Here is a 21,148-nt window from a genome sequence, read left to right as displayed (position 1 = left end):
CGGTCTCAGCCGAGCACGTCGTCGAGGTCGTAGGCGACTGGGCGCTCGATCTGCTCGAAGGTGCACGAGCGCGGCTCGCGGTCGGGTCGCCACCGCTCGAACTGCGCCGTGTGGCGGAACCGCTCGCCCTCGAGCTGGTCGTAGCGCACCTCGGCGACGAGTTCGGGGCGCAGCTGCACGAATGACACGTCGCGACCCGACGAGAAGCGGCTTCGGTCGGTCTCGCCGGTGATCATGGCACCGTCGTCGCCCCGCACGACGTAGGGCTCGAGCTCGTCGAGGAGCTCGAGTCGCCTGGCGTTGCTGAAGGCCGACATGCCGCCGACGTTCCGGAGCCGGCCCTCGTCGTCGTAGAGGCCGAGCAGGATCGAGCCGACGCCGTTGCCCGAGGCGTGGATGCGGTAGCCGAGCGCGACCACGTCGGCGGTGCGGTGGTGCTTCGCCTTCAGCATCACGCGCTTGCCGGGGGAGTACGGCGCGGCGAGCGGCTTGGCGACGACGCCGTCGAGGCCGGCGCCCTCGAACTCCTCGAGCCATTGCCGGGCGAGCGCGACGTCCGTCGTGATGCGGGTCAGCCGGATCGGGTCGCCGAGGTCGCCGACGAGGCGCTCGAGGGCGGCCCGGCGCTCGGAGAACGGCCGCTCGAGCAGGGACTCGCCATCGACCTCGATCAGGTCGAACGCCACGAACATGGCCGGCGTCTCGCGGGCGAGCAGCTCGACCCGGCTCGCGGCCGGGTGGATGCGCTGTGAGAGCGCCTCCCAGTCGAGGCGGGCCTTGCCGGTGCGAGCCGTCGAGATGACGATCTCGCCGTCGAGCACGCAGGGCACGGGCAGCAGGCGGGTGAACGCCTCGACGAGTTCGGGGAAGTAACGGGTCAGCGGCTTCGCACCGCGGCTGCCGATCTCGACGTCTTCGCCGTCGAACGACACGATGCCGCGGAAGCCGTCCCACTTCGGCTCGTAGGCGAGACCGCCTGCGACCGAGTCGGGATCGGGCACGCCGGGCACGGCCTTGGCGAGCATGGGGGCGACGATCTCATTGGGCGCCATGCCGTCCACCCTAGAACCGGGCGGCCCCGCCCGCGAGAGCGCAGAAGCGTGTGCCTCAGATCACCGCGCGGAGCCCAGCCGACAGCGCCGTGTGGTGCTCGAAGACGAGGTTCGTCTCGGTGAGGGCGACCGCGGGGTTCGCCGAGAGGTTCTTCAGCACGAACTGGCGCACGTGCTCGCTGTCGCGCACGCGCACGTGGATGAGGAAGTCCTCGGACCCGCCGAGGAAGAAGAGTTGCGAGACCTCGGGCTGCGTGCGGAGCTCGTCGGAGATCTGCTCCATCAGGTGGCGGGCGCCCGGCCTGATGCGCACGCTCACGAGCGCCTGGAGGTGGTAGCCGAGCGCCACGGGGTCGATCTCGGCGGTGTAGCGCACGATGACGCCGCGTTCGCGGAGGGAGCGCACCCGAGCGAGGCAGGTCGACGGGGAGACGCCGACGGCGCGGGCGAGGTCGACGTTCGGGATGCGCGCGTTCTCGTGCAGTCGGGCGATGATCTGGCGGTCGATCGCGTCGAGCACGACGGGCGTGGGTTCGGCGCCGGGTGCGCTGATCTGCGGTGCATCGGGCATCGAGACATCCTTGATTCGAATGAGTGCAGCGGATGTCGCGATTCTATCGAATTCTGTGCGGTCGACCTGTCGGCAGAGCGAATAAGCGGCGAGAATAATGCCACTTGTCACCATGACATTCGAACCACAGCAACGGAGCAACCCCATGCGCATCGGCGTGCCTGCAGAGATCAAGAACAACGAGTTCCGCGTCGCGATGACGCCCGCGGGCGTGCACGCGCTCGCGACCCGCGGCCACCAGGTCGCCATCCAGGCAGGTGCCGGCACGGGCGCCGGGTACACCGACGCCGAGTACGCCGAGGCCGGTGCCACGATCGTCGCGACCGCCGCCGAGGCATGGTCGGCCGAGCTCGTGCTGAAGGTCAAGGAGCCGATCGCGGCCGAGTACGGATTCCTCCGTGACGACCTCACGCTCTTCACCTACCTCCACCTCGCGGCCGACCTGCCGCTGACCAGGGCGATCCTCGACTCGGGCGTCACCGCGATCGCCTACGAGACGGTGCAGCTCGCCGACCGTTCGTTGCCGCTGCTCACCCCCATGAGCGAGGTCGCCGGCCGGCTCGCCCCGCAGGTCGGTGCGGCCGAACTGCTCGCCTCGAAGGGCGGCCGCGGCGTGCTGCTCGCAGGCGTGCCGGGCACCTCGCCCGCCAAGGTCGTCGTCATCGGCGGCGGCGTCGCGGGCGAGCAGGCTGCGGCGACCGCGCTGGGCCTCGGCGCCGACGTCACGGTGTTCGACATCTCGCTGCCGAAGCTCCGCGAGATCGACGCGCGCTACGACCACCGCATCCACACCCTCGCCTCCTCGCCGTACGAGATCGCGCGCCAGCTGAAAGACGCCGACCTCGTCGTGGGCGCCGTGCTCGTGCCGGGCGCCGCGGCGCCGAAGGTCGTCAGCGACGCGATGGTGGCGGCGATGAAGCCGGGCTCCGTGCTCGTCGACATCGCGATCGACCAGGGCGGATGCTTCGAGGGCTCGCGCCCGACGACGCACGCCGAGCCGACCTTCCGCGTGCACGACGCGATCTACTACTGCGTCGCCAACATGCCGGGCGCCGTGCCCGCGACGTCGACGCCGGCGCTCACGAACGCGACGCTGCCGTACACGCTGAAGATCGCCGACCTCGGCTGGGAGGCCGCGCTCGCCGCGGACCCCGCGCTCGCCAAGGGCCTGAACGCGACCGCGGGCAAGCTCACGAACGAGGGTGTCGCGGCTGCGCACAGCCTCGAGCTCGCCTCGATCTGATCGGCGCCCGCGGTCGGCGGCCCGCTCAGGAGAGCGTGAGGAAGAGCTTCTCGAGTTCGTCGACGCTGAGCCGGCCCGGGGCATCCGTCGCCTGCGGCTCGTCGTCGGACTCGGCGAGGCACTCGCGCATCGCGGTCGAGATGACCGCGAAGCCGGCCTTGTCGAGCGCGCTCGAGACGGCGGAGAGCTGCGTGACGACCGTGCGGCAGTCGGCGCCCGACTCGACGGCGTCGATGACGGCGTTCAGCTGACCGCGAGCGCGCTTCAGGCGATTCGCGATGCGTCGCTGCGCGTCGGCCTTCGATTCGACGGCGGTCGTCATGACGCCCCGCCGAGCGTGACGGGCAGCCCTGCGCGGTGCCAGGCCACGATGCCGCCGTCGATGTTCACCGCATCGACCCCGCGGCTCTCGAGAAACTGCACGGCCTGAGCGCTCCGGCCGCCGACATGGCAGAGCACGTAGACGGTCGTGTCGCTCGGTAGTTCGCCCGCCCGTTCGACGAGCTCGCCGAGCGGGATGTCGAGCGTGCCCTCGATGCGGGCCTGCTCGAGCTCGCCCGGCTCGCGCACGTCGAGGATGACGGCGCCCTCGATCGCGTGGACGTCGTTCGGGGTGGTGGATCGCATCGGGGCTCCTGGTTCGGTTTCGGGGTGGCGGGTGGCGGATGGTGAGTGGTGGCAGTTCGAGCCGGCCGGCCGGGCTCAGGCCGCGAGCGGCAGCTCGGCGAGCTCTCGGGCGCGCCGGCCGTCGCGCCAGGTGAGGTAGCCGCCGTCGAGGTTCACGACGTCGTGGCCGAGCTCGGCGAGCAGGCGGGCCGCGGTGTGCGCGCCCTGCCCGACGCGGCACTGCACGACGATGCGCCGCCCCACGAACTCGGCGTGGCGCTCGCGGAGCGACTCGACGGGGATCCAGAGGGCCCCGGGGATCCGCCCCTCGGCGAGCTGCGCCTCAGCCCGCACGTCGAGCAGCACCGCGCCGGTCGCGAGCTCGTGCTCGAGCTCGTGCCACTGGATGACGCGGTCCTCGCCGCTCGCGAGGTTGCGCGCGACGTAGCCGAGCATGTTGATCGGGTCCTTCGCCGAACCGAACTGCGGGGCGTAGGCGAGTTCGAGGTCGGCGAGAGCGGATGCCGCGAGTCCGACGCTCATCGCGGTGGCGATGACGTCGATGCGCTTGTCGACGCCGTCGACGCCGACCACCTGCGCTCCGAGGATGCGGTCGTCGTCGGCATCGATCACGAGCTTCATGGAGAGCGGTACGGCACCGGGGTAGTAGGTGGCGTGCGAGAACGGATGGGTGTGCACGACGCGCACCTCGCGGCCGCGCTCGCGGGCGACGCGCTCCGACCAGCCGACGCTCGCCGCGGTGAGGCCCGCCGCATCGACGATCGCCGTGCCGAGGGCGGGGCGCGAGGGCGTCGCCGCACCGGCGATCGTGTCGGCGACGGCGCGCCCGTGGCGGTTCGCGAGGCCGGCGAGGGTGGTCAGGGCGGCGCTGGCGTCGTTCGCGTCGCGCTTCTCGGCCGCGTCGCCGATGGCGAAGATCGCCGGGTCGCTCGTGCGGTGGAAGGCGTCGACGGCGATGCCTCCGCTCTCGCCGATGGTGAGACCCGCATCGGCGGCGAGGGATGCCTCGGGGCTCACGCCGATCGCGGCGATCACGAGCGAGGCCGGCAGCCGGCTGCCGTCGGCGAGCAGCACGTGGTCGACGTCGATCGCCACGACGGGCTGCCCCAGGCGCACGTCGATGCCGAGCCCGATGAGGTGGTCGGCGATGGGGGAGGCCATCTCCTCGTCGAGTTCGGCGAGCAGGTGGGGGCCGCGCTGCACGAGCGCGACGTCGTGGCCCCGGCGCAGCAGGTTGTCGGCCATCTCGATGCCGATGAACCCGCCGCCGACGACCACGACGGGGCCGGAGGCGGGCACCGCGTCGAGGTCGGCCATGATGCGGTCGAGGTCATCGAGGGTGCGGAGCGAGCGCACCGGGGCATCCGTCGCCGTGTTCGCGAGTCGCCGCGGTGCCGCGCCGGGGGAGAGCACGAGCTCGTCGTAGCGGATCTCTGAGGTCGCGCCGTCGTCGAGGCGGCGCACCGTGACGGTCTTCGCCGCCGGGTCGATCGCCACGGCCTCGTGCCGCACCCGCGCGTCGATGCGGAATCGCGCCGCGAGCCGTTCGGGCGTCTGCAGCGACAGCGCCTCGCGATCGGCGATCACGCCCGACACGTGGTACGGCAGGCCGCAGTTGGCGAACGAGACCTCGCTGCTGCGCTCGAGCACGATGATCTCGCGCTCCTCGTCGAGTCTGCGCAGGCGTGTCGCGGCGGACATGCCGCCCGCGACGCCGCCGACGATGACCGTCGTGCGCGGTGCGGTCGACCGAGGCTCGGACGCTGCGGCAGGGTGCTGGGGCGGTGCTGGAATCACCCGGGCGACGCTAGCACAATACCCTGGGGGTATCGAAAGCGGCCGGGACGCGGCGATGCTCCGTGGAATCCGCGTGATTCGACGTAGGGTGTCGGTGTGCGGCGGCTCGATCGGAATCACGACGAGGAGGACATCCTCGACCCAGAGATCGATGCTGCCGCCGAGAACCTCACCCCGGAACACATGCGCACCGACATCACGAGCCCCGACGGATTGAGCCTCGGCGACCCAGACCTCGTCGCCGGCAACGTCGCCGAACCCGCCTGGCGGCGCTGGAACGCCGAGCTCGCCGCCGTCGGCGGACGCTCGCCGCTCGCCCGCTTCGTCGACACCCCGCGCACGCGCATCGAGCTCTCCACGACGCATCCCGGCGGCCTGCCCCAGTTCATCACCGGCAAGTCGACCCTGCTCTCGAGCCTCATCCGCGACGAGCTCGCGCTCCGGAACGCGAGGCTCGCCGCCGCCGAGATCACCCAGAAGGGCATCGAGCTGCGCTCCGTGCGCGGCATCGAGTCGGTGCACCTGGCGATCGGCCTCGCCTCCTGGCGCAACTCGGGCGAGGAGTTCCTCGCCCCCGTCCTGCTGCGGCCCCTCGCCATCCGCCGGTACGGGCGCGACTTCGAGCTGAAGCTCAAGGGGCAGCCGTTCCTGAACCCGGCGCTCGCCCGCGAGCTCCGCGAGCAGTTCCAGATCACGCTCGACGCCGACGCGTTCGTCGCGCTCGCGATCACGAACGGCGTCTTCAAGCCGCAGCCCGTCATCGACCGGCTCCGCGGCCTCACGAGCCACCTGCCCTGGTTCCACGTGGCGCCCCGCCTCGTCGTCTCCTCGTTCGCCGAGGTCGGCCCCGAGATGGCAGCGGATGCCGCGAAGCTCGACCACCCCGTCATCGACGCGATCGCCGGCAACCCCGCCGCCCGCGCGACCGTCGTCGCCGCGACCGGCGAACGCGTGCGTGCGGTGTCGCAGGACGCGCGGCCGCCGTCGACCGACACGCTGCTGCTCGACGCCGACCCCGAGCAGGAGCAGGCGGTCGCCGAGATCGAGGCGGGCGCCTCGGTCGTCGTGAAGACGCTGCCCGGCACGGGTGGCACGCAGACGATCGTGAACGCGATCGGCGCACTCGTCGCGAAGGACAAGCGGGTGCTCGTCGTGGGTGCCCGTCGGGCGAGCCTCGACGGCATCGCGCACCGACTCGGGCAGGTCGGCCTCGGCGGCGCAGCCGTGACGACCGCCGGCCTCCGCCGAGAACTGATCCAGTCGATCTCGCGCAACGAGAAGGCCGAACGACCGCGGGTCGCCGACGTCGACGACGCGCTCGTGCGCCTCCGGAAGGTGCTGCTCGACTACCGCTCCGCCCTCACCCGTCACGACCCCGAACTGCACGTCTCGGTGCTCGACGCCCTCGGCGAGCTCGCGAGCCTCGCCCTCGTTCCGAACCCTCCGTCGACGACGGCCCGCCTCGGCCATGACGCCCTCGTCGCCGTCGCTGACCGGCGCGACGAGGTCGCCGCCGACCTCGCGCGGGCGGCAGCGCTCGGCGAGTTCCGCTACGGCCCGGGCGACTCGCCCTGGTACGGGGCATCCTTCACTTCTTCAGAAGAGGCGACGGGCGCGCACGACCTCGCGAAGCGCCTCTCGCGCACCGACCTCCCGCGACTCCTCGACCGGGGCCGTGCGCTCATCGCCCAGACCCGGCTCCGCGAGTTCGAGTCGGTCGCCGAGCTCGGCGTGTTCCTCCGACTCCTGCTCGACGTGCGCGAGACGCTCGACCGCTTCCAGCCCTCGGTCTTCGACCGGCCGCTCGGCGAGCTCATCGCCGCGACCTCGTCGCGTCGCGACTCGCCCGGCATGTCGGGGGCGAACCGTCGCCGCCTGCGCCGGCACGCGCTCGAGTTCGTCCGCCCCGGGGTGCACGTCTCCGACCTGAACTCGGCGCTCCGTGGCATCCAGCAGCAGCGCACCCTCTGGCAGCGCTACTCCGACGCCGGCGCGATCCCCGGAGTGCCCGTCGGCATCGACGACGTGCACGTCGCCTACCAGCACGTCATGGGCGACCTCGCAGCGCTCGACGCGCCGCTCGGCATCGTCGGCACCCAGCGCCAGCTCGCGGCACGACCGGTTCGGGAGCTCACGGCGGCCCTCGAGGGCCTCGCCGCCGATTCCGAGGTGCTGACGAACCTCCAGGAGCGCACGGCCGTGCTCGCGCGCCTCCGCGACCTCGGCCTCGACCCGCTGCTGCTCGACCTCGCCAAGCGCCATGTGCCCGAGCGCGCGGTCGCCGCCGAGCTCGAGCTCGCCTGGTGGCAGTCGGTGCTCGAATCGGTGCTCGCGAACGAGAAGGCGCTGCTCGGCGCCAACACCTCGGTGCTCGACCGCCTCGAGGGCGACTTCCGGCTCGTCGACGAGGCGCACGCCTCGGCGGCCGGCCCACTCCTCGCCTGGCGGCTCGCCGAGAACTGGAAGGTCGCGCTCGTCGACCACGCCGACGAGGCCGGCCGGCTGAAGCGGATGCTGCGGGGCGACCGCGTGCGACCCGAGACGCTGCAGGCGGAGACGCCGCACCTCTTCCGCGCCCTCGCGCCCATCTGGCTCGCCTCGCCCTACGACGTCGCGGCGATCGACGACTCGATCGGCTTCGACACCGTGATCCTCGTCGACGCCGGTGCCACGAGCATCGCCGAGAACCTCGGCGCCATCCGCCGGGCGAAGCAGGTCGTCGCCTTCGGCGACCCGGTCACCCAGACGCCCACGCTCTTCGAGACCGGTCTCGACGACGCCGAGCAGCCGCAGGCCTCGTCGACCGAGCACGGTGTCGACGCCCTGCACGCCGATTCCGCGCTCGCGCGTCTCGGCGAACTGCTGCCGACGCTCACACTCACCCGCAGCTACCGCGCCGGCGGCGAAGACCTCGCCGAGCTCGTGAACAACCGCTTCTACGCCGGCCGCATCGTCTCACTGCCCTGGGCCGGCAGCTTCCTCGGCCACGGCAGCCTCGGCCTGCACTACGTCGCGGGCAACGGGCTGCCCGACACCGTGACCGGCACCGTCGAGTCGATCGACTCGGAGGTCGCGAAGGTCGTCGAGCTCGTCATGGAGCACGCGGTCAAGCGCCCGCGCGAGTCGCTCATGGTCATCACCGCCAGCACGAGGCACGCCGGTCGCGTACACCAGGCGGTGCTCGCGGCCTTCGCCAAGCGCACCGACCTCTCCGACTTCATCCTGAAGGACCGTGCAGAGCCGTTCACGGTGCTGACGCTCGAGCAGGCCGTCGCGCAGAGCCGCGACCGGGTGATCTTCTCGGTCGGCTACGGGCGCACCCCGCACGGCCGACTGCTCTCGAACTTCGGCTCGCTCGGCGAGCCCGGCGGCGACCGGCTGCTCGCCGTCGGCATGACCCGCGCGCGGCGCTCGATGGACGTCGTCTCGGCGTTCCGCCCCGAAGACATCGATGAGGATCGCCAGAGCCACGGCGTGCTCGCCCTCGCGAACGTGCTCACCCAGACCGAAGAGCGCGCAGCCGGCCCGAGCGCGACTGGGGAGGCACCGTCGATGCTGCACGACCTCGCCGCGCGCCTCGAACGCCGCGGCGTCCGGGTCAGCGTCGGCCACCGCGGCCGGCTCGCACTGGCTGCGGCGAACGCCGGCAAGGCCGTCGTCGTCGAGACCGACGACGCGCTCGCGGGGCTCAGCCTCCGCGAATCGCTCCGCCTGCGCCCCGACGTGCTGCGCCGCCTCGGCTGGCATTATCTGCGGGTGCACAGCTTCGAACTCTTCGGCAACCCCGAGGCGGTCGCCTCACGGGTCGCGTCGCTCCTCGGACGACCCGACGCCGAGGCAGCAGCGGATGCCGCGGCCGAACGCCGATGACCGAGGAACCGCGTCAGCGCGTCGAACGCGCCGCCGGACGGGCTCGCCGTGCACGGCTCACGCCCGCGCCGGGCTCCGATCCGTCGCCCGAGGCACCGGTCGGCCGACCCGATGAGCCGGCGACCCCGCGAACGGGAGAGGCCAGCCCCGGGTCATCCGACGACGATCGCCTGACCCGTGACCGGCCCCCGCACTGGAAGCAGACCTGATCACTCGCGATGCGCGCCGGAGCCGCCGCGTTCGGTGGCGAGCAGGTCGCGGATCTGGGCGAGCACGGTGAGCTCGGTCTCGGGCTCTTCGGGGTCGGGCTGACCCGCCTTGCGCTTGGCCTCCGCCCGCTCCTTGAAGTGGTTCATCGGCATGACGAACACGAAGTAGACGACGGCGGCGACGGCCAGGAACGAGATGATCGCTCCGATGATCGACCCGTAGGCGAACGTCGCGGGGCCCACCTGGAAGGTCAGGTCGTTCAGGCTCTCCGCCCTGAACAGCAGGCTGATCAGCGGATTGATGAGCCCCTCGACGATCGCGTTGACGACCGAGGTGAACGCAGCGCCGATGACGACCGCGACCGCGAGGTCGATGACGTTGCCGCGCATGATGAACTCTTTGAATCCCTTGATCATGCGCACCACGCTAGCCGACACTCAGCTCGACGAAGAGGAACCGCCGCTCGTTCCGCCCCCGGATCCGGACGAGGAGGAGGAGCCCGACGAACCGCTCGAGCCGGAACTCGACGAGCCGGAACCCGAGGAGCCGGAACCCGACGAACCCGAGCCCGACGAGGAGGAGCCGCCCCCGCCGCCGCTGCGGGAGTCGGTGCGGTAGAAGCCCGAGCCGTTGAAGGTCACGCCGATCGTGTTGAAGAGCTTGCGGAGCTTGCCGCCGCAGACCTCGCAGACGCTCAGCGTGTCGTCGGTGAAGGCCTGATGGATGTCGAAGGCGTTGTCGCACTCGGTGCAACGGTAGGAGTACGTGGGCATGGAGCTTCTTCCGATCTCGGGTGGCGCCGGCGTTCGGCCGGTCAGAACGCGATGATGCGCGTGGGCGTCACGATGCCGTTCACGGGCTGGTCGTGCACCTCGCGCGGCACGGCCTCGACGAACTCACTGTCGAAGACCACGGCGTACACCGGAGGACATTTTCCCATCGATCCGAGGGTCTTGTCGAAATAGCCCCTGCCCCAGCCGAGGCGCATGCCCGTCGCGTCGATCGCGGCGGCCGGCACGATGATGAGGTCGACGTCGTTGATCGCCATCGGCCCGAGCAGTTCGCCGACGGCCTCGGGCGTGCCGTGGAGGCCGAGCGTCTCGGTGTCCTCCTCGCCGACCGTCCAGTCGAGCAGGCCGTCTTCGCGCGTCACCGGGAACAGCACGCGGATGCCGCGGGCCTCGGCCCAGTTCACGAACGGGCGGGTGTCCGGCTCCGTCGGCATCGACAGGTAGCACGAGATCGACTGGGCCCCGGTCGAACCGATCAGCTCCTCGAGGCGGGCCGTGAACCCCTCGGTCGCGAGCTCGCGTTCGTGCGCCGGCATGTTGCGGCGGCGCTCGCGCAGTTCGGCGCGGAGGATCCGCTTGTCCACATCCGGCTCGTCGGGCATGGCACACATCCTAGGCGGATGCGGCCGGGACGCCTCGGAGGGGCGGCCGGTACGCTGGGTCGCATGACTCAACGGATCACCAAGGCCGTCATCCCGGCAGCCGGGCTCGGCACCCGCTTCCTCCCTGCGACGAAGGCGATGCCGAAGGAGATGCTCCCGGTGGTCGACCGGCCGGCCATCCAGTACGTCGTCGAGGAGGCGGTCGAGGCCGGCCTGACCGACGTGCTCATGGTGACGGGGCGCAACAAGAACGCCCTCGAGAACCACTTCGACCGCGTCGCCGAGCTCGAGGCCACCCTCGAGGCGAAGGGCGACACCGCGAAGCTCGCGAAGGTCAACGAGTCGACCGACCTCGCCGACATGCACTACGTGCGCCAGGGCGACCCGCTCGGCCTCGGCCACGCGGTGCTGCGCGCGCGCATGCACGTCGGCAACGAGCCGTTCGCCGTGCTGCTCGGCGACGACATCATCGACGCCCGCGACCCGCTGCTGACGCGCATGCTCGAGGAGCAGGGCGCACGAGACGCCTCGATCGTGGCGCTCCTCGAGGTCGATCCCGACTCCATCCACCTCTACGGCGCCGCGGCGGTCGAGGCGACCGACGACCCCGACGTCGTGCGCATCACGGGTCTCGTCGAGAAGCCCGCGAAGGAGGTCGCGCCGTCGAACTACGCGGTCATCGGCCGCTACGTGCTGAAGCCCGAGGTGTTCGCCGTCCTCGAGCACACGCCCCCCGGCAAGGGCGGCGAGATCCAGCTGACCGACGCGCTCATGACGATGGCCGGCGACGTCGAGGGCACCGGCGGCGTGTACGGTGTGGTGTTCCGCGGGCGCCGCTACGACACGGGCGACAAGCTCGACTACATCAAGGCGGTCATCCAGCTCGCCGCCGATCGCGACGACCTCGGGCCCGATCTCCGCCCGTGGCTCATCGAGTACGCGGCAGGACTCGATACAGTCTGAGAATGCCCGCAGTCGCCGTGCCCACCCTGCGAGACGGTGACGTCACGCTGCGACCCATCCGCGTCCGCGATGCGAAGCCCCTCGAGCGTGTGCTGCTCGAGAACCGCGGGTGGCTCCGGCAGTGGGAGGCGACCTACCCGGGCGGCGGCGGGGTCATCGACACGCGGGGGAGCATCCGCAACCTGCTGGCGCACGCGCGCAGCGGGCACGCGCTCCCGTTCGTCATCGAGGTCCAGGGCCGGCTGGTCGGCCAGCTGAACGTCTCGTCGATCGCGTACGGCTCGCTGTCGTCGGCGACGATCGGCTACTGGGTCGCGCAGGATGTCGCGGGGCGCGGCATCACCCCGACGGCCGTGGCCCTCGCCACCGACTACTGCTTCGGCACGCTGCGGCTGCATCGCATGGAGATCTGCATCCGCCCCGAGAACGCGCCGTCGCTGCGGGTGGTCGACAAGCTCGGCTTCCGCTACGAGGGCCTCCGCCGGCGCTTCATCCACATCAACGGCGTCTGGAGCGACCACTTCTCGTTCGCGCTCGTGACGGAGGAGGTGCCGCGCGGGGTGCTCCGGCGATGGCGGGACGGACTCGTGCCCGAGGGCGTCGCGCGGGTGAGCGACGACGACCTCGAGGCATCCGCTCACCCGCTGCGACTGCCCGATCGGTGAACACGCGGGCCACGAGTACGCCCGAAGGCATGCAGTGACCTAGCGTTGTCCCATGGACGTGATCGGTGGGGGACTGCTCGTGGCTGTGGCGGCCGCGCTGTGGATCGCGTACCTCCTGCCGAACTGGCTGCGTCGTCGCCAGTACCTGGCCACCGAACGCAACGCCGTGCGGCTCCAGCAGACCCTTCGCATCCTCGCCGAGACGGCTGAGACGCCCGAGGCCGTGAGGGTCGAGGCGACGGCCCGCGAGGTCGCCGCCCAGCAGCGCATCCTGCAGCAGCGCGAGGCGACGGCCCGGCTCACGGCCGAGGCGGAGGAGCGCGAGGCGCTCGCCGAGCGCTGGGCCGCCGAAGGGGCGGTGGATGCCGCGCGACTCCGTGTGGGCGTCGTGCTCGCCGCGGCCGCCGCCGCGACCGAGCCGATCGCGATCATCCCGCCGGTCGAGTCGTCGACCACGACCATCCCGGTCGTTCGCACCGCAACGAACGCCGTCGCCCGCAAGCGTCTGCGCCGCGGGCGGGCCCTCTGCTCGCTCGTGCTGCTCATCTCCCTGCTGACCGTCATCGGCGGGGTGGTCGCTGCGTCGTTCGGTGCGTCGCTCATCGCCCCGGCGATCGGTGCGCTCGGCATGGCGCTCGCGTTCGCGGGCCTGGTCAGGCTCGCGCGGGTGCGACCGGCGGTGCCGGTCGCGGCGCGGCCCGTGCCCGTCGTCGAAGCGGCTCCGTTCGAGCCCATCGACCTCGTCGAGCCCGAGTCGCAGGCCGACGGCTGGGTGCCGCAGCCGCTCCCGAAGCCGCTGCACCTCTCGCGGGGCACGATCGCCGCGATGGCGATGGCGTCCATCGACGCGGCCGCCGAGCTGAAGCGCGCAGAGGTCGGCGACGACATCGCCCGTCGCGCGGCTGAGCTCGAGCCCGAGCTGCCCGTCATCGCTCCCGCGGCAGCGTCCGCGCCTGCTGCTGCTCACGGGCGGGCCGGCACGCAAGCGCGCGCCGACGCCGCGGCCAGCCCGTATGCGCGCATGGGCATCATCGAGGAGGCGCAGCCGGGATTCGGCGATCTCGACGCGGTCCTGCGCCGGCGACGCCAGGCCGGTTGACCGGGCCGAGTGATGCCGGTGGTCCGAACCACCGACTCCGGGATGATAAGCTTTTTCTCGCTCGGGCCCTTGGCGCAGTTGGTAGCGCGCCTCGTTCGCATCGAGGAGGTCAGGAGTTCGAATCTCCTAGGGTCCACCGCAGAGAATGCCCCGCCGTCAGGCGGGGCATTTCTCGTTTCGCGGTGTTGCGGGCCCGCGTCTCCAGCTCGGAAGCAGCGACGCTCAGGCACTCGAAACGCCGTCGGGCGGCGCCGTCTCGCCGATGCCCGTGATCGAGGTGAGCGTCGGGTGGCCTGCGAGGAGCAGCGCCGCATCGCTCTGCGGATCCTGCTCGCCGGTCAGGTCGGCGACGGTCAGTCGCACCTCGCCTTCCCCGTGCTCGGCGGCGGTGGTCTGCACGATACCGAAGGGGGCCAGGGTCGCGGTTCGGTGCGGCCGGTCACCGGCGTCGGCGGCGTTCGGCACGTTGAGGTTCAGCACCGTGCCCGGCGGTGCACCGAGCAGTCCCCGAAGCAGCGTGCGCGCGGCGTCGGCCGCCGCCGCCCAGTGGCAGACGTCGGGATCGATGCCGACGTCGAGCGAGACGGCCAGCCCGCGAGAGCCGTTGGCCCCGGCGGTGAGCGCGGCGCCGACCGTGCCGGAGTGCAGGATCGCCCGGCCGATGTTCGCGCCGCGATTCACGCCCGAGAGCACGAGTTCGGGAGCCGGGCCGAACGCCCCGTGCGAGGCGATCAGGGCGATGAGCGCGGGCGCTGCTCGCACGGCGAAGCAGGTGACGTCGAGGCCCGCGATGGTGCGACGCTCCATGTGGATTCGGCCGTCCGCCTCGGCGCCCGTGATCGAGGCGCTGCTGCCGCTCGACTGCGACCACGGGGCCGCGACGACGACGTCGAGACCCTCCTCGATCGCCGCGGCGGCGAGCACGTGCAGCCCCGGCGAGTCGATGCCGTCGTCGTTCGTGACGAGCACGGCGGTCATCGCTCGTCGACCTCGAGGCGCCCCGCGAGATCGTCGGGGGAGAGTTGTTCGCCGTCTTCGCGACCGGCCCGGACGATCTCGACCTGCGTGCTCAGACGGCGGATCGCCTCGCCGTCGCCCGTGCCGAGACCGTGCCTTGTGACGTTGAGCGCTCCCGCCGCTGCCGCCAGGGCGACCGCCTCGTGCAGCGAGTCGCCGGCCGCGAGCGAGGCGGCGAGTGCCGCCGTGAACGAGTCGCCGGCGCCGGTCGGGTCGACCGCCTCCATCACGGGCGCCTGCACGGTGGACACCTCGTCTCCGTCGACGAGGATCGCGGGGTGGCCTGCTCGGGTCACGACGACGCTCCGGGCGCCGGCGTCCCTCAGTCGGCTCGCCGCGGCGATCAGCCCGTCGACCGACGTGCCGGCCGAGGCATCCGCCTCTTCGAGCTCGGCGTCGCTGACCTTCGCGAGCCGCACCCCGCCATCGAGCGCCGCCGCGAGTCGCCCGCCGGCCAGGTCGACCACGACCGTTCGCCCGGCCGCAGTGAGGTCGGAGGCGAGGCGGCGGTAGACGTCGTCGGGCAGCACCTCATCGCCGACTGGGCCGCTGAGCAGTACAAGGTCGGCGGTCATCGCCTCGCGGATCGTCAGCGTGTACAACTCGTCGAGTTCGTGCCGGGAGAGCGGGTCGCCCGCGATCTCGACGATCTCGACCCGTTCGCCGCTTCGACGGTCGTGCACGTAGGCGCCGCCACGGCCCTCCCGGTGCACGGCGTGCACGGTCAGGTCGTCGTCCTCGAGCAGGTGCCGCACGACCCGACCGGACTCTCCGGTCAGCACCCCGCAGATCGCCACCTCGGCGCCGAGGGTCTGCAGCATCCGCGACTGCCAGACGCCCTGCCCCCCGGCGTGCACGTGCAGGTCGGTGCCGCTCGCGTCGCCCTCGACGGTCACGGTCAGCAGCGGCGACGGAGCGAAGATCAGCACCCGCGGCATGCGACCACCTCCTCGGGCTCCGAGGATACGGCCGACCGAGTGGCGCCGCCATGGGCTTCACCTCCCAGCGGCGAGCGATTATCATGCCGCGCCGAGGCGTATGGTGGAACGGATGTCAGACGCGCCGGCCACCCGATCGATTCCCGTCTCCGAAGCCCACCGTTGGCGCGCGTACTGGGTGTGCGTGGCCGTGGCGGCGCTCACGATCATGGATCTCTCGAAGGTCAACGTCGGGTTGCCCGCCATCGAGGAGGCGTTCGACGCGGGCTCGACCGAGCTCCAGCTCATCGTCGCGGGCTACGTGCTCACCTTCGGCCTGACGCTCGTGCCGGCCGGCCGCATCGGCGACCAGCGCTCCCGCAAGACGCTCTTCATCGTCGGCCTCAGCCTGTTCACGCTTACGAGCTGCATCGCGGCGCTCGCGCCGAACGCGACGGTACTGCTCATCGCGCGGTTGCTGCAGGGCGTCGCCGCCGGCATCCAGATGCCGCAGGTGCTCGGCCTCATCCAGGAGCTCTTCCACGGCAAGGAGCGCGGCAAGGCGTTCGGCCTCTTCGGAGCGACCATCGGCCTCGCGACCGCGTTCGGTCCGACCCTCGGAGGGCTCATGATCGCGATCGGCGGCCCAGAAGACGGATGGCGCGGGATCTTCTGGATCAACGTGCCGCTCGCGCTCGCCGCGATCGTGCTGGCGATCTGGCTGCTCCCGCTCACGCGGCATCCGTCGGGCAAGCCCCTGTCGCTCGACCCCATCGGCATCGGGCTCTTCGGCATCAGCGTGGTGTCGCTCATGTGGCCGTTCCTCTTCACGACCGGTTCGCCCGACGACGACCCCGCCCGGTGGTGGGTGCTCGTGATCTTCGTGTTCGCGTTCACCGCGTTCCTCGTGTGGGAGCGGCGATATGCGGCGAGCGGGAGGCATCCGCTCGTGCCGCTCGCGCTCTTCGGCATCAGCTCGTATCGCAACGGCACCGCGCTCTCGAGCGTGTACTTCGCCGCGCTTCCGCCCATGTTCCTGCTGACGACGCTCTATCTGCAGCACGGCCTCGGCCTCGCGGCGGTCTACGCGGGCATGGTGACGATCGGGTTCGCGCTCGTGAGCGCGGTGACCTCGTACATCGGCGGCAACCTCGTGAACCGGGTGGGTCGTCCGCTCGTCGTCTGGGGCCTCGTGTTGCTGCTCGTCGGCACCGGGCTGTCCGTGCTCGCCGTATTCGCGACCGCGCCCGAGCTGACGCCGTGGGCGATCGCGGTCGCCATGATCTTCAGCGGCGCGGGCGGCGGGTTCGTCATCTCGCCGAACCAGACGCTCGCGCTCGCCGACGTGCCGGTCAAGCAGGGCGGTCTCGCCGGCTCGGTCGGCCAGCTCGGCCAGCGCATCGGCACGGCGATCGGCACGGCGATCACCCTGTCGCTGTTCTATTCGACCATCTACCGCGAGTCGAGCGGTGAGCCCGACCTGTCGGTCTATCGCGACGCCTACGCCATGGGCATGATCGCGGTCGCCGTGCTCATCGCCGTGGCCTTCGCGATCGGCGTGCTCGACCTCGGGGCGCGCGGGCGTCGGCGGAGCGCGCTCGGCGAGGCCCCGGCTGAGGGCGCGGCCTGAGTTACGGGTGCGCGACTCAGCGGATCGCGAGGATGCGCGCCCGCTCGGGCTTGTCGTAGTGCTCGATCGCGGCGCGCAGCGCGACCCGCGGCATCGTCGCGGCGTGCCGCTCGACGAATTCGGTGAGCCGGGGTCGGTCGTGATCGCCGGCGGCTCTCAGCACCCAGCCGAGCGCCTTCTGCACGAGCGGTTCCCGATCGTCGGCGAGCGTCTCGGCGAGCTCGTAGGCGTCGTCGAGTTCGCCGCGACGGAGGAAGGCGAAGGTCGCGACCAGCGCGGTGCGGCGTTCGGGCCAGAACTCGGATGCCGCGAGGCCGGCGAGCACCGATCGGTCGCGGTCGAGCAGGTACCCGCCGACGACGTCGCGCGCGGCGAGGTCGACGAGATCCCACTGGTCGATGCGGTCGTGGCGGCGCAGGTAGAGCTCGTACAGCTCGTCGCGCCGTGACGGGCTCGTCTTCGGCCGTGCCGCGCTCTTGCCCATGATGCTGCACGCGAGGGCGCGCACCTCGTGCGTGGGCTGTTCGAGCAGCGCCTCGAGCTCGTCGGCCGGCAGCTCGAGTGCGGTCTTCGCGAGTTCGAACACGGCGCCCATGCGCACCCCGATGAACGGGGCCTCGGGGTCTGGCGGGAAGTACCGGGTGTACTTCTCTCGCTCCTCGTCGCTCGCGAGCGCCTCGAGGGCGGCGATGAGGTCTCCGGCTCTGGTCATCGCGCCTCCCGTCGACGGGTTCACAATTGCGAGCGGATTTCGCGGCTCGCGCCGATCCGTCGGGTTCAGCGTAGCGAGCGGATGCCGCGGCTCGCGCCGGTCAGACAGGTTGAAGGTAGCGAGCTGATGCCGCGGCTCGCGCCCCGACTCAGGCGGCGAGGTGCACGGCGGGCGTGAGCAGCGCGGCGAGCTCGGCGGCCGAGAGCTCGCGGCCGAAGGCCGGGTGCCCGGGTTCGAGCGCGACGCCGTGGCGGAGGTCGCCGCCGTCGACAGGGTCGAATCCGAGTTCGTCGATGATCTCGGCGACGACGGCGCGGGCCTCTGCATCGTCGCCGACGACGGCGAGCGCACGGCGCAGGGGGGAGCCGGCCGCCATGCTGTCGTCCTCCATCTCGTGGTAGCCGAGGTGGTTCAGCGACTTCACGACGCGGGCGCGCGAGTTGCGTGCCGCGTTGATCTCGCTCGTGGTGCGCGGGTCGGCGTCGATCTCGGCGATGTTGCCGTCGACGGGCGGCCAGTAGTTCATCGCGTCGACGACGATGCGGTCGTCGAAGGCGTGCCACGGCACGGTGCCGGCCTTGCCGAACGGCACGGCGACGATGATGACGTCGGCGGTGGCGGCGAGGTCGTCGGGGGAGGTCACCTCTGCGCCAGGCGCGACGACGCCGACGAGCAGGTCGAGGCTCGTCTGGCGCGGTGAGCCGGCGATGAGCACGCGATGCCCGGCGGCCACGAGGAGGCGGGCGAGGGCTGTGCCCACCTTGCCCGCGCCGTAGATTCCGATGACCGGCCGATCCGTCACGTTCCGATTCTCCCATCCCTGCGACCCATCAGATCGATGCGTCCTCATGCAAATGAACGCGGATGCTCCGGTCGGCATTCCCGGTCGTGCGCTCGTCGGCAAGCGGGGAATAGTCTCGTCCCGACGGTGGTTCCGAGTGATGCATGCAGATGCATGGAAGTACGGAAAAGGATCGGGATGTCTGAGCGGTACGAATTCGGGGTCGACACCTTCGGCGACGTGACGGCCGGAGCCGACGGCAGGCTGCTGCCGCACGCCCAGGTGCTGCGCGACGTCGTCGAGGAGGCCGTTGCCGCCGACCGGCTCGGCCTCGACTTCTTCGGCCTCGGCGAGCACCACCGCGTCGACTTCGCGGTCTCCGCACCCGAGGTCGTGCTCGGCGCGATCGCCGGTCGCACCGAGCGCATCCACCTCGGCTCCGCGGTCACGGTGCTGAGCTCCGACGACCCCGTGCGCGTCTTCGAGCGTTTCGCGACGCTCGACGGGCTCTCGAACGGCCGGGCGGAGGTCATCCTCGGTCGCGGCTCCTTCATCGAGTCCTTCCCGCTGTTCGGCTTCGAGCTGAACCAGTACCAGGAGCTTTTCGAGGAGAAGCTCAACCTGTTCTCCGCCCTCCTGCCGCAGGAGCCCGTCACGTGGAGCGGTCAGCTCCGCTCGCCGCTCACCGACCAGCTCGTCTTCCCGCCTGTCGAGCACGGTCGCCTGAAGACGTGGGTCGGCGTCGGCGGCAGCCCCGAGTCCGTTGTGCGCGCGGCCCACTACGGGCTCCCGCTCGTGCTCGCGATCATCGGCGGCAGCCCCGCTCGCTTCGCCCCGCTCGCCGACCTCTATCGGCGCGCGCTCGACCAGTTCGGCCACCCGCTCCAGCCCATCGCGATCCATTCGCCCGGGTTCATCGCCGAGACCGACGCCGAGGCGCTCGACACGCTCTGGCCGCACTACAAGGTCAGCATCGACCGCATCGGGCGCGAGCGCGGCTGGGGAGCGGTCGACCGCGACCACTTCGAGGGCGAGGCCGGGCCGAACGGCGCCCTCTACGCGGGCTCGCCCGAACGGGTCGCGGTGAAGATCGCCGACGCCATGCGTGCGATCGGGGCCACCCGCTTCGACATGAAGTACTCCAACGGGGCGCTGCCGCACGCGGCGATGATGCGCAGCATCGAGCTCTACGCCACCGAGGTCGTGCCGCGCGTCAAGCAGCTGCTCGCCGCCGCAGACGCTGCTGACGCCGAACTCGCGGCCGTCGCCGACCTCGGCGACTCCGAGCGCAGCGGTTCCGAGCGCAGCGCCTCCGACCTTGCCGCGGCCGATCGAGCGGATGCCGCGGCATCCGCAGATCACCCGATCGACTGAACCGGCGGGCCCTCAGACCGCGGGCGGCACGGGGCTCGCCCCCGCCGCCGTGCGTCGCCGGCGCACCGCCGCGCGGAACCAGAGGGCGTCGGGCACGCGCGCGAGGAAGGTGCCGGCGACGATCGTGATGAGCACGTAGGCCGTTGCGAGCGGTGCGAGTTCGGGGGCGACGACGCCCGACCCCACCGCGAGGCCCGCGATGACGATCGAGAACTCGCCTCGGGGGGCGAGCGAGAGTCCGGCGCGCCATTGGCCGAGCGTGCCGACCCCGGCGCGGCGCGCGGCGTAGGAGCCCGTGATGAGCTTCGTGATGATCGTCACGAGGGCGAGGGCGAGCGCCGCGGGCAGCATCGACAGCAGCGCCGAGGAGTCGGTCGTGAGCCCGAAGAAGACGAAGAAGATCGCGGCGAAGAGATCGCGGAGCGGCGTGAGCACCTGGCTCGCGTTGGCGGCGACCCGTCCCGAGAGGGCGATGCCGACGAGGAACGCGCCGACGGCCGCGGACACGCTCACCTCGGCCGCGAGACCCGCGACGAGCATCGTGAGACCGAGTACGCCGAGGAGCAGCGGCTCGTAGTGATCGGCCGGGAAGAGGCGCGAGACGATGTGCCCGTGCCGGAGGGCCACGTAGAGGATGACCGCGACGACGCTCACCGCGATCGCGACCGAGACGGCGCCCTGCATGAGGCTCATTCCGACCACGAGCGCCGAGAGCACGGGCAGGTAGAACGCCATCGCGAGGTCCTCGATGACGAGCAGCGCGAGGATCGACGGCGTCTCGCGGTTGGAGAGCCGGCCGAGGTCGCGCAGGAGCTTCGCGATGACGCCCGACGACGACACCCAGGTCACGCCCGCCATGGCGACGGCGGCGACAGGACCCCACCCGAGCAGCAGCGCCAGGGCAGCACCCGGCAAAGCGTTGAGGGCCGCGTCGACGAGCCCGGCCGTGCGCGCCGATTTGAGGCTGCCGAAGAGCTCGGACGCGGTGTACTCGAGGCCGAGGAGCGCGAGCAGCAGGATCACGCCGATCTCGGCGCCGGTCTGGAAGAACTCCTCGCTCGCGTCCAGGGCGATGAGCCCGCCCTCGCCGAAGGCGAGGCCGAGCACGAGGTAGAACGGGATCGGCGAGATGCCGAAGGCCAGCGCGAGGCGCCCGAGCAGACTCATTCCGAGAAGCAGCGCGCCGACTTCGATGAGGAGCAGCGTGGTCTCGTGCATTCGCCCGGC

The 21,148-nt window shown here is 71.5% G+C and carries 20 protein-coding genes and 1 tRNA gene; 8 read left to right on the top strand and 13 right to left on the bottom strand.

All coding sequences use genetic code 11. The annotated features are described in order from the left end of the window. Positions 1–5: 5 nt before the first annotated feature. Positions 6–1,052, bottom strand: coding sequence for an ATP-dependent DNA ligase (locus tag VPH61_RS00175; protein ID WP_332061497.1), 1,047 nt, complete (start codon positions 1,050–1,052; stop codon positions 6–8). Between the two features lie 55 nt (positions 1,053–1,107). After that, a complete protein-coding gene (locus VPH61_RS00170; RefSeq protein ID WP_332061496.1) occupies positions 1,108–1,623 on the bottom strand; it encodes an Lrp/AsnC family transcriptional regulator in 516 nt (171 codons plus the stop codon). Positions 1,624–1,768: 145 nt separating this feature from the next. On the opposite strand from VPH61_RS00170, the gene ald reads away from it, so the two are divergent. Continuing rightward, the gene (gene ald, locus VPH61_RS00165) at positions 1,769–2,866 is read left to right on the top strand and encodes an alanine dehydrogenase (RefSeq protein WP_332062508.1); all 1,098 of its coding nucleotides are present in this window, start codon (positions 1,769–1,771) and stop codon (positions 2,864–2,866) included. Positions 2,867–2,891: 25 nt separating this feature from the next. Here ald and VPH61_RS00160 read toward each other — a convergent pair whose 3' ends face one another. The 3 genes from VPH61_RS00160 to VPH61_RS00150 form a co-directional block, all read right to left on the bottom strand. Further along, a complete protein-coding gene (locus VPH61_RS00160; protein ID WP_332061495.1) occupies positions 2,892–3,188 on the bottom strand; it encodes a metal-sensitive transcriptional regulator in 297 nt (98 codons plus the stop codon). Further along, complete coding sequence (locus VPH61_RS00155; RefSeq protein WP_332061494.1) at positions 3,185–3,493, bottom strand: rhodanese-like domain-containing protein; 309 nt, start codon at positions 3,491–3,493, stop codon at positions 3,185–3,187. The genes VPH61_RS00160 and VPH61_RS00155 overlap by 4 nt, the downstream gene beginning before the upstream one ends. Before the next feature lie 75 nt (positions 3,494–3,568). Further along, the gene (locus VPH61_RS00150) at positions 3,569–5,290 is read right to left on the bottom strand and encodes an FAD-dependent oxidoreductase (RefSeq protein ID WP_332061493.1); all 1,722 of its coding nucleotides are present in this window, start codon (positions 5,288–5,290) and stop codon (positions 3,569–3,571) included. A 96-nt stretch (positions 5,291–5,386) separates the two neighbouring features. Between VPH61_RS00150 and VPH61_RS00145 the strand changes: the two genes are divergently transcribed. After that, positions 5,387–9,160, top strand: coding sequence for an AAA family ATPase (locus VPH61_RS00145; RefSeq protein ID WP_442879031.1), 3,774 nt, complete (start codon positions 5,387–5,389; stop codon positions 9,158–9,160). Between the two features lie 209 nt (positions 9,161–9,369). On the opposite strand, the gene mscL is transcribed toward VPH61_RS00145, so the two are convergent. The 3 genes from mscL to VPH61_RS00130 are packed head-to-tail and all read right to left on the bottom strand — an operon-like array spanning position 9,370 to position 10,763. Next, positions 9,370–9,786, bottom strand: coding sequence for a large conductance mechanosensitive channel protein MscL (gene mscL / locus VPH61_RS00140; protein ID WP_332061492.1), 417 nt, complete (start codon positions 9,784–9,786; stop codon positions 9,370–9,372). A gap of 21 nt (positions 9,787–9,807) precedes the next feature. Then, on the bottom strand, positions 9,808–10,143 hold the full coding sequence (locus tag VPH61_RS00135) for an FmdB family zinc ribbon protein (protein WP_332061491.1): 336 nt from the start codon (positions 10,141–10,143) through the stop codon (positions 9,808–9,810). Positions 10,144–10,184: 41 nt separating this feature from the next. Then, positions 10,185–10,763, bottom strand: coding sequence for a 5-formyltetrahydrofolate cyclo-ligase (locus tag VPH61_RS00130; RefSeq protein ID WP_332061490.1), 579 nt, complete (start codon positions 10,761–10,763; stop codon positions 10,185–10,187). A gap of 63 nt (positions 10,764–10,826) precedes the next feature. Here VPH61_RS00130 and galU point away from each other — a divergent pair, with 63 nt between their 5' ends. The 4 genes from galU (at position 10,827) to VPH61_RS00110 (ending at position 13,626) form a co-directional block, all read left to right on the top strand. Beyond that, positions 10,827–11,726, top strand: a complete 900-nt coding sequence (galU, locus tag VPH61_RS00125) for a UTP--glucose-1-phosphate uridylyltransferase GalU (RefSeq protein ID WP_332061489.1) — start codon at positions 10,827–10,829, stop codon at positions 11,724–11,726. Between the two features lie 2 nt (positions 11,727–11,728). Continuing rightward, on the top strand, positions 11,729–12,391 hold the full coding sequence (locus VPH61_RS00120) for a GNAT family N-acetyltransferase (protein WP_332061488.1): 663 nt from the start codon (positions 11,729–11,731) through the stop codon (positions 12,389–12,391). A gap of 52 nt (positions 12,392–12,443) precedes the next feature. Further along, positions 12,444–13,490 (top strand): hypothetical protein, encoded by a 1,047-nt coding sequence (locus VPH61_RS00115; RefSeq protein WP_332061487.1) that lies wholly within the window; start codon positions 12,444–12,446, stop codon positions 13,488–13,490. Between the two features lie 63 nt (positions 13,491–13,553). Then, a tRNA-Ala gene (locus tag VPH61_RS00110) sits at positions 13,554–13,626 on the top strand. Positions 13,627–13,712: 86 nt separating this feature from the next. Here the strand turns inward: VPH61_RS00110 and surE are convergent. Together surE and VPH61_RS00100 are read right to left on the bottom strand one after the other, a co-directional pair. Then, on the bottom strand, positions 13,713–14,468 hold the full coding sequence (surE, locus tag VPH61_RS00105; RefSeq protein WP_332061486.1) for a 5'/3'-nucleotidase SurE: 756 nt from the start codon (positions 14,466–14,468) through the stop codon (positions 13,713–13,715). After that, on the bottom strand, positions 14,465–15,445 hold the full coding sequence (locus VPH61_RS00100) for a PfkB family carbohydrate kinase (protein ID WP_332061485.1): 981 nt from the start codon (positions 15,443–15,445) through the stop codon (positions 14,465–14,467). The genes surE and VPH61_RS00100 overlap by 4 nt, the downstream gene beginning before the upstream one ends. A 112-nt stretch (positions 15,446–15,557) precedes the next feature. Here VPH61_RS00100 and VPH61_RS00095 point away from each other — a divergent pair, with 112 nt between their 5' ends. Next, a complete protein-coding gene (locus VPH61_RS00095; protein WP_332061484.1) occupies positions 15,558–17,054 on the top strand; it encodes an MFS transporter in 1,497 nt (498 codons plus the stop codon). Positions 17,055–17,070: 16 nt separating this feature from the next. Here VPH61_RS00095 and VPH61_RS00090 read toward each other — a convergent pair whose 3' ends face one another. Further along, positions 17,071–17,766 (bottom strand): DNA alkylation repair protein, encoded by a 696-nt coding sequence (locus tag VPH61_RS00090; RefSeq protein ID WP_332061483.1) that lies wholly within the window; start codon positions 17,764–17,766, stop codon positions 17,071–17,073. 148 nt (positions 17,767–17,914) lie between these two features. Further along, the gene (locus VPH61_RS00085; RefSeq protein WP_332061482.1) at positions 17,915–18,568 is read right to left on the bottom strand and encodes an NADPH-dependent F420 reductase; all 654 of its coding nucleotides are present in this window, start codon (positions 18,566–18,568) and stop codon (positions 17,915–17,917) included. 177 nt (positions 18,569–18,745) lie between these two features. Here VPH61_RS00085 and VPH61_RS00080 point away from each other — a divergent pair, with 177 nt between their 5' ends. Beyond that, entirely contained in the window at positions 18,746–19,921 is a 1,176-nt protein-coding gene (locus VPH61_RS00080; RefSeq protein WP_332061481.1) for an LLM class flavin-dependent oxidoreductase, read from the top strand. 12 nt (positions 19,922–19,933) lie between these two features. Here VPH61_RS00080 and VPH61_RS00075 read toward each other — a convergent pair whose 3' ends face one another. Beyond that, positions 19,934–21,139 carry a cation:proton antiporter gene (locus VPH61_RS00075; protein WP_332061480.1) on the bottom strand — a complete coding sequence of 402 codons (1,206 nt, stop codon included), beginning with the start codon at positions 21,137–21,139 and terminating at the stop codon, positions 19,934–19,936. Between the last annotated feature and the right edge of the window lie 9 nt (positions 21,140–21,148).

Source organism: Agromyces sp. CCNWLW203, assembly GCF_036576125.1.
Lineage (GTDB): Bacteria > Actinomycetota > Actinomycetes > Actinomycetales > Microbacteriaceae > Agromyces.
The sequence above is the reverse complement of the archived record's forward strand: the minus strand, read 5'-3'. Positions and strand labels throughout refer to the sequence as shown.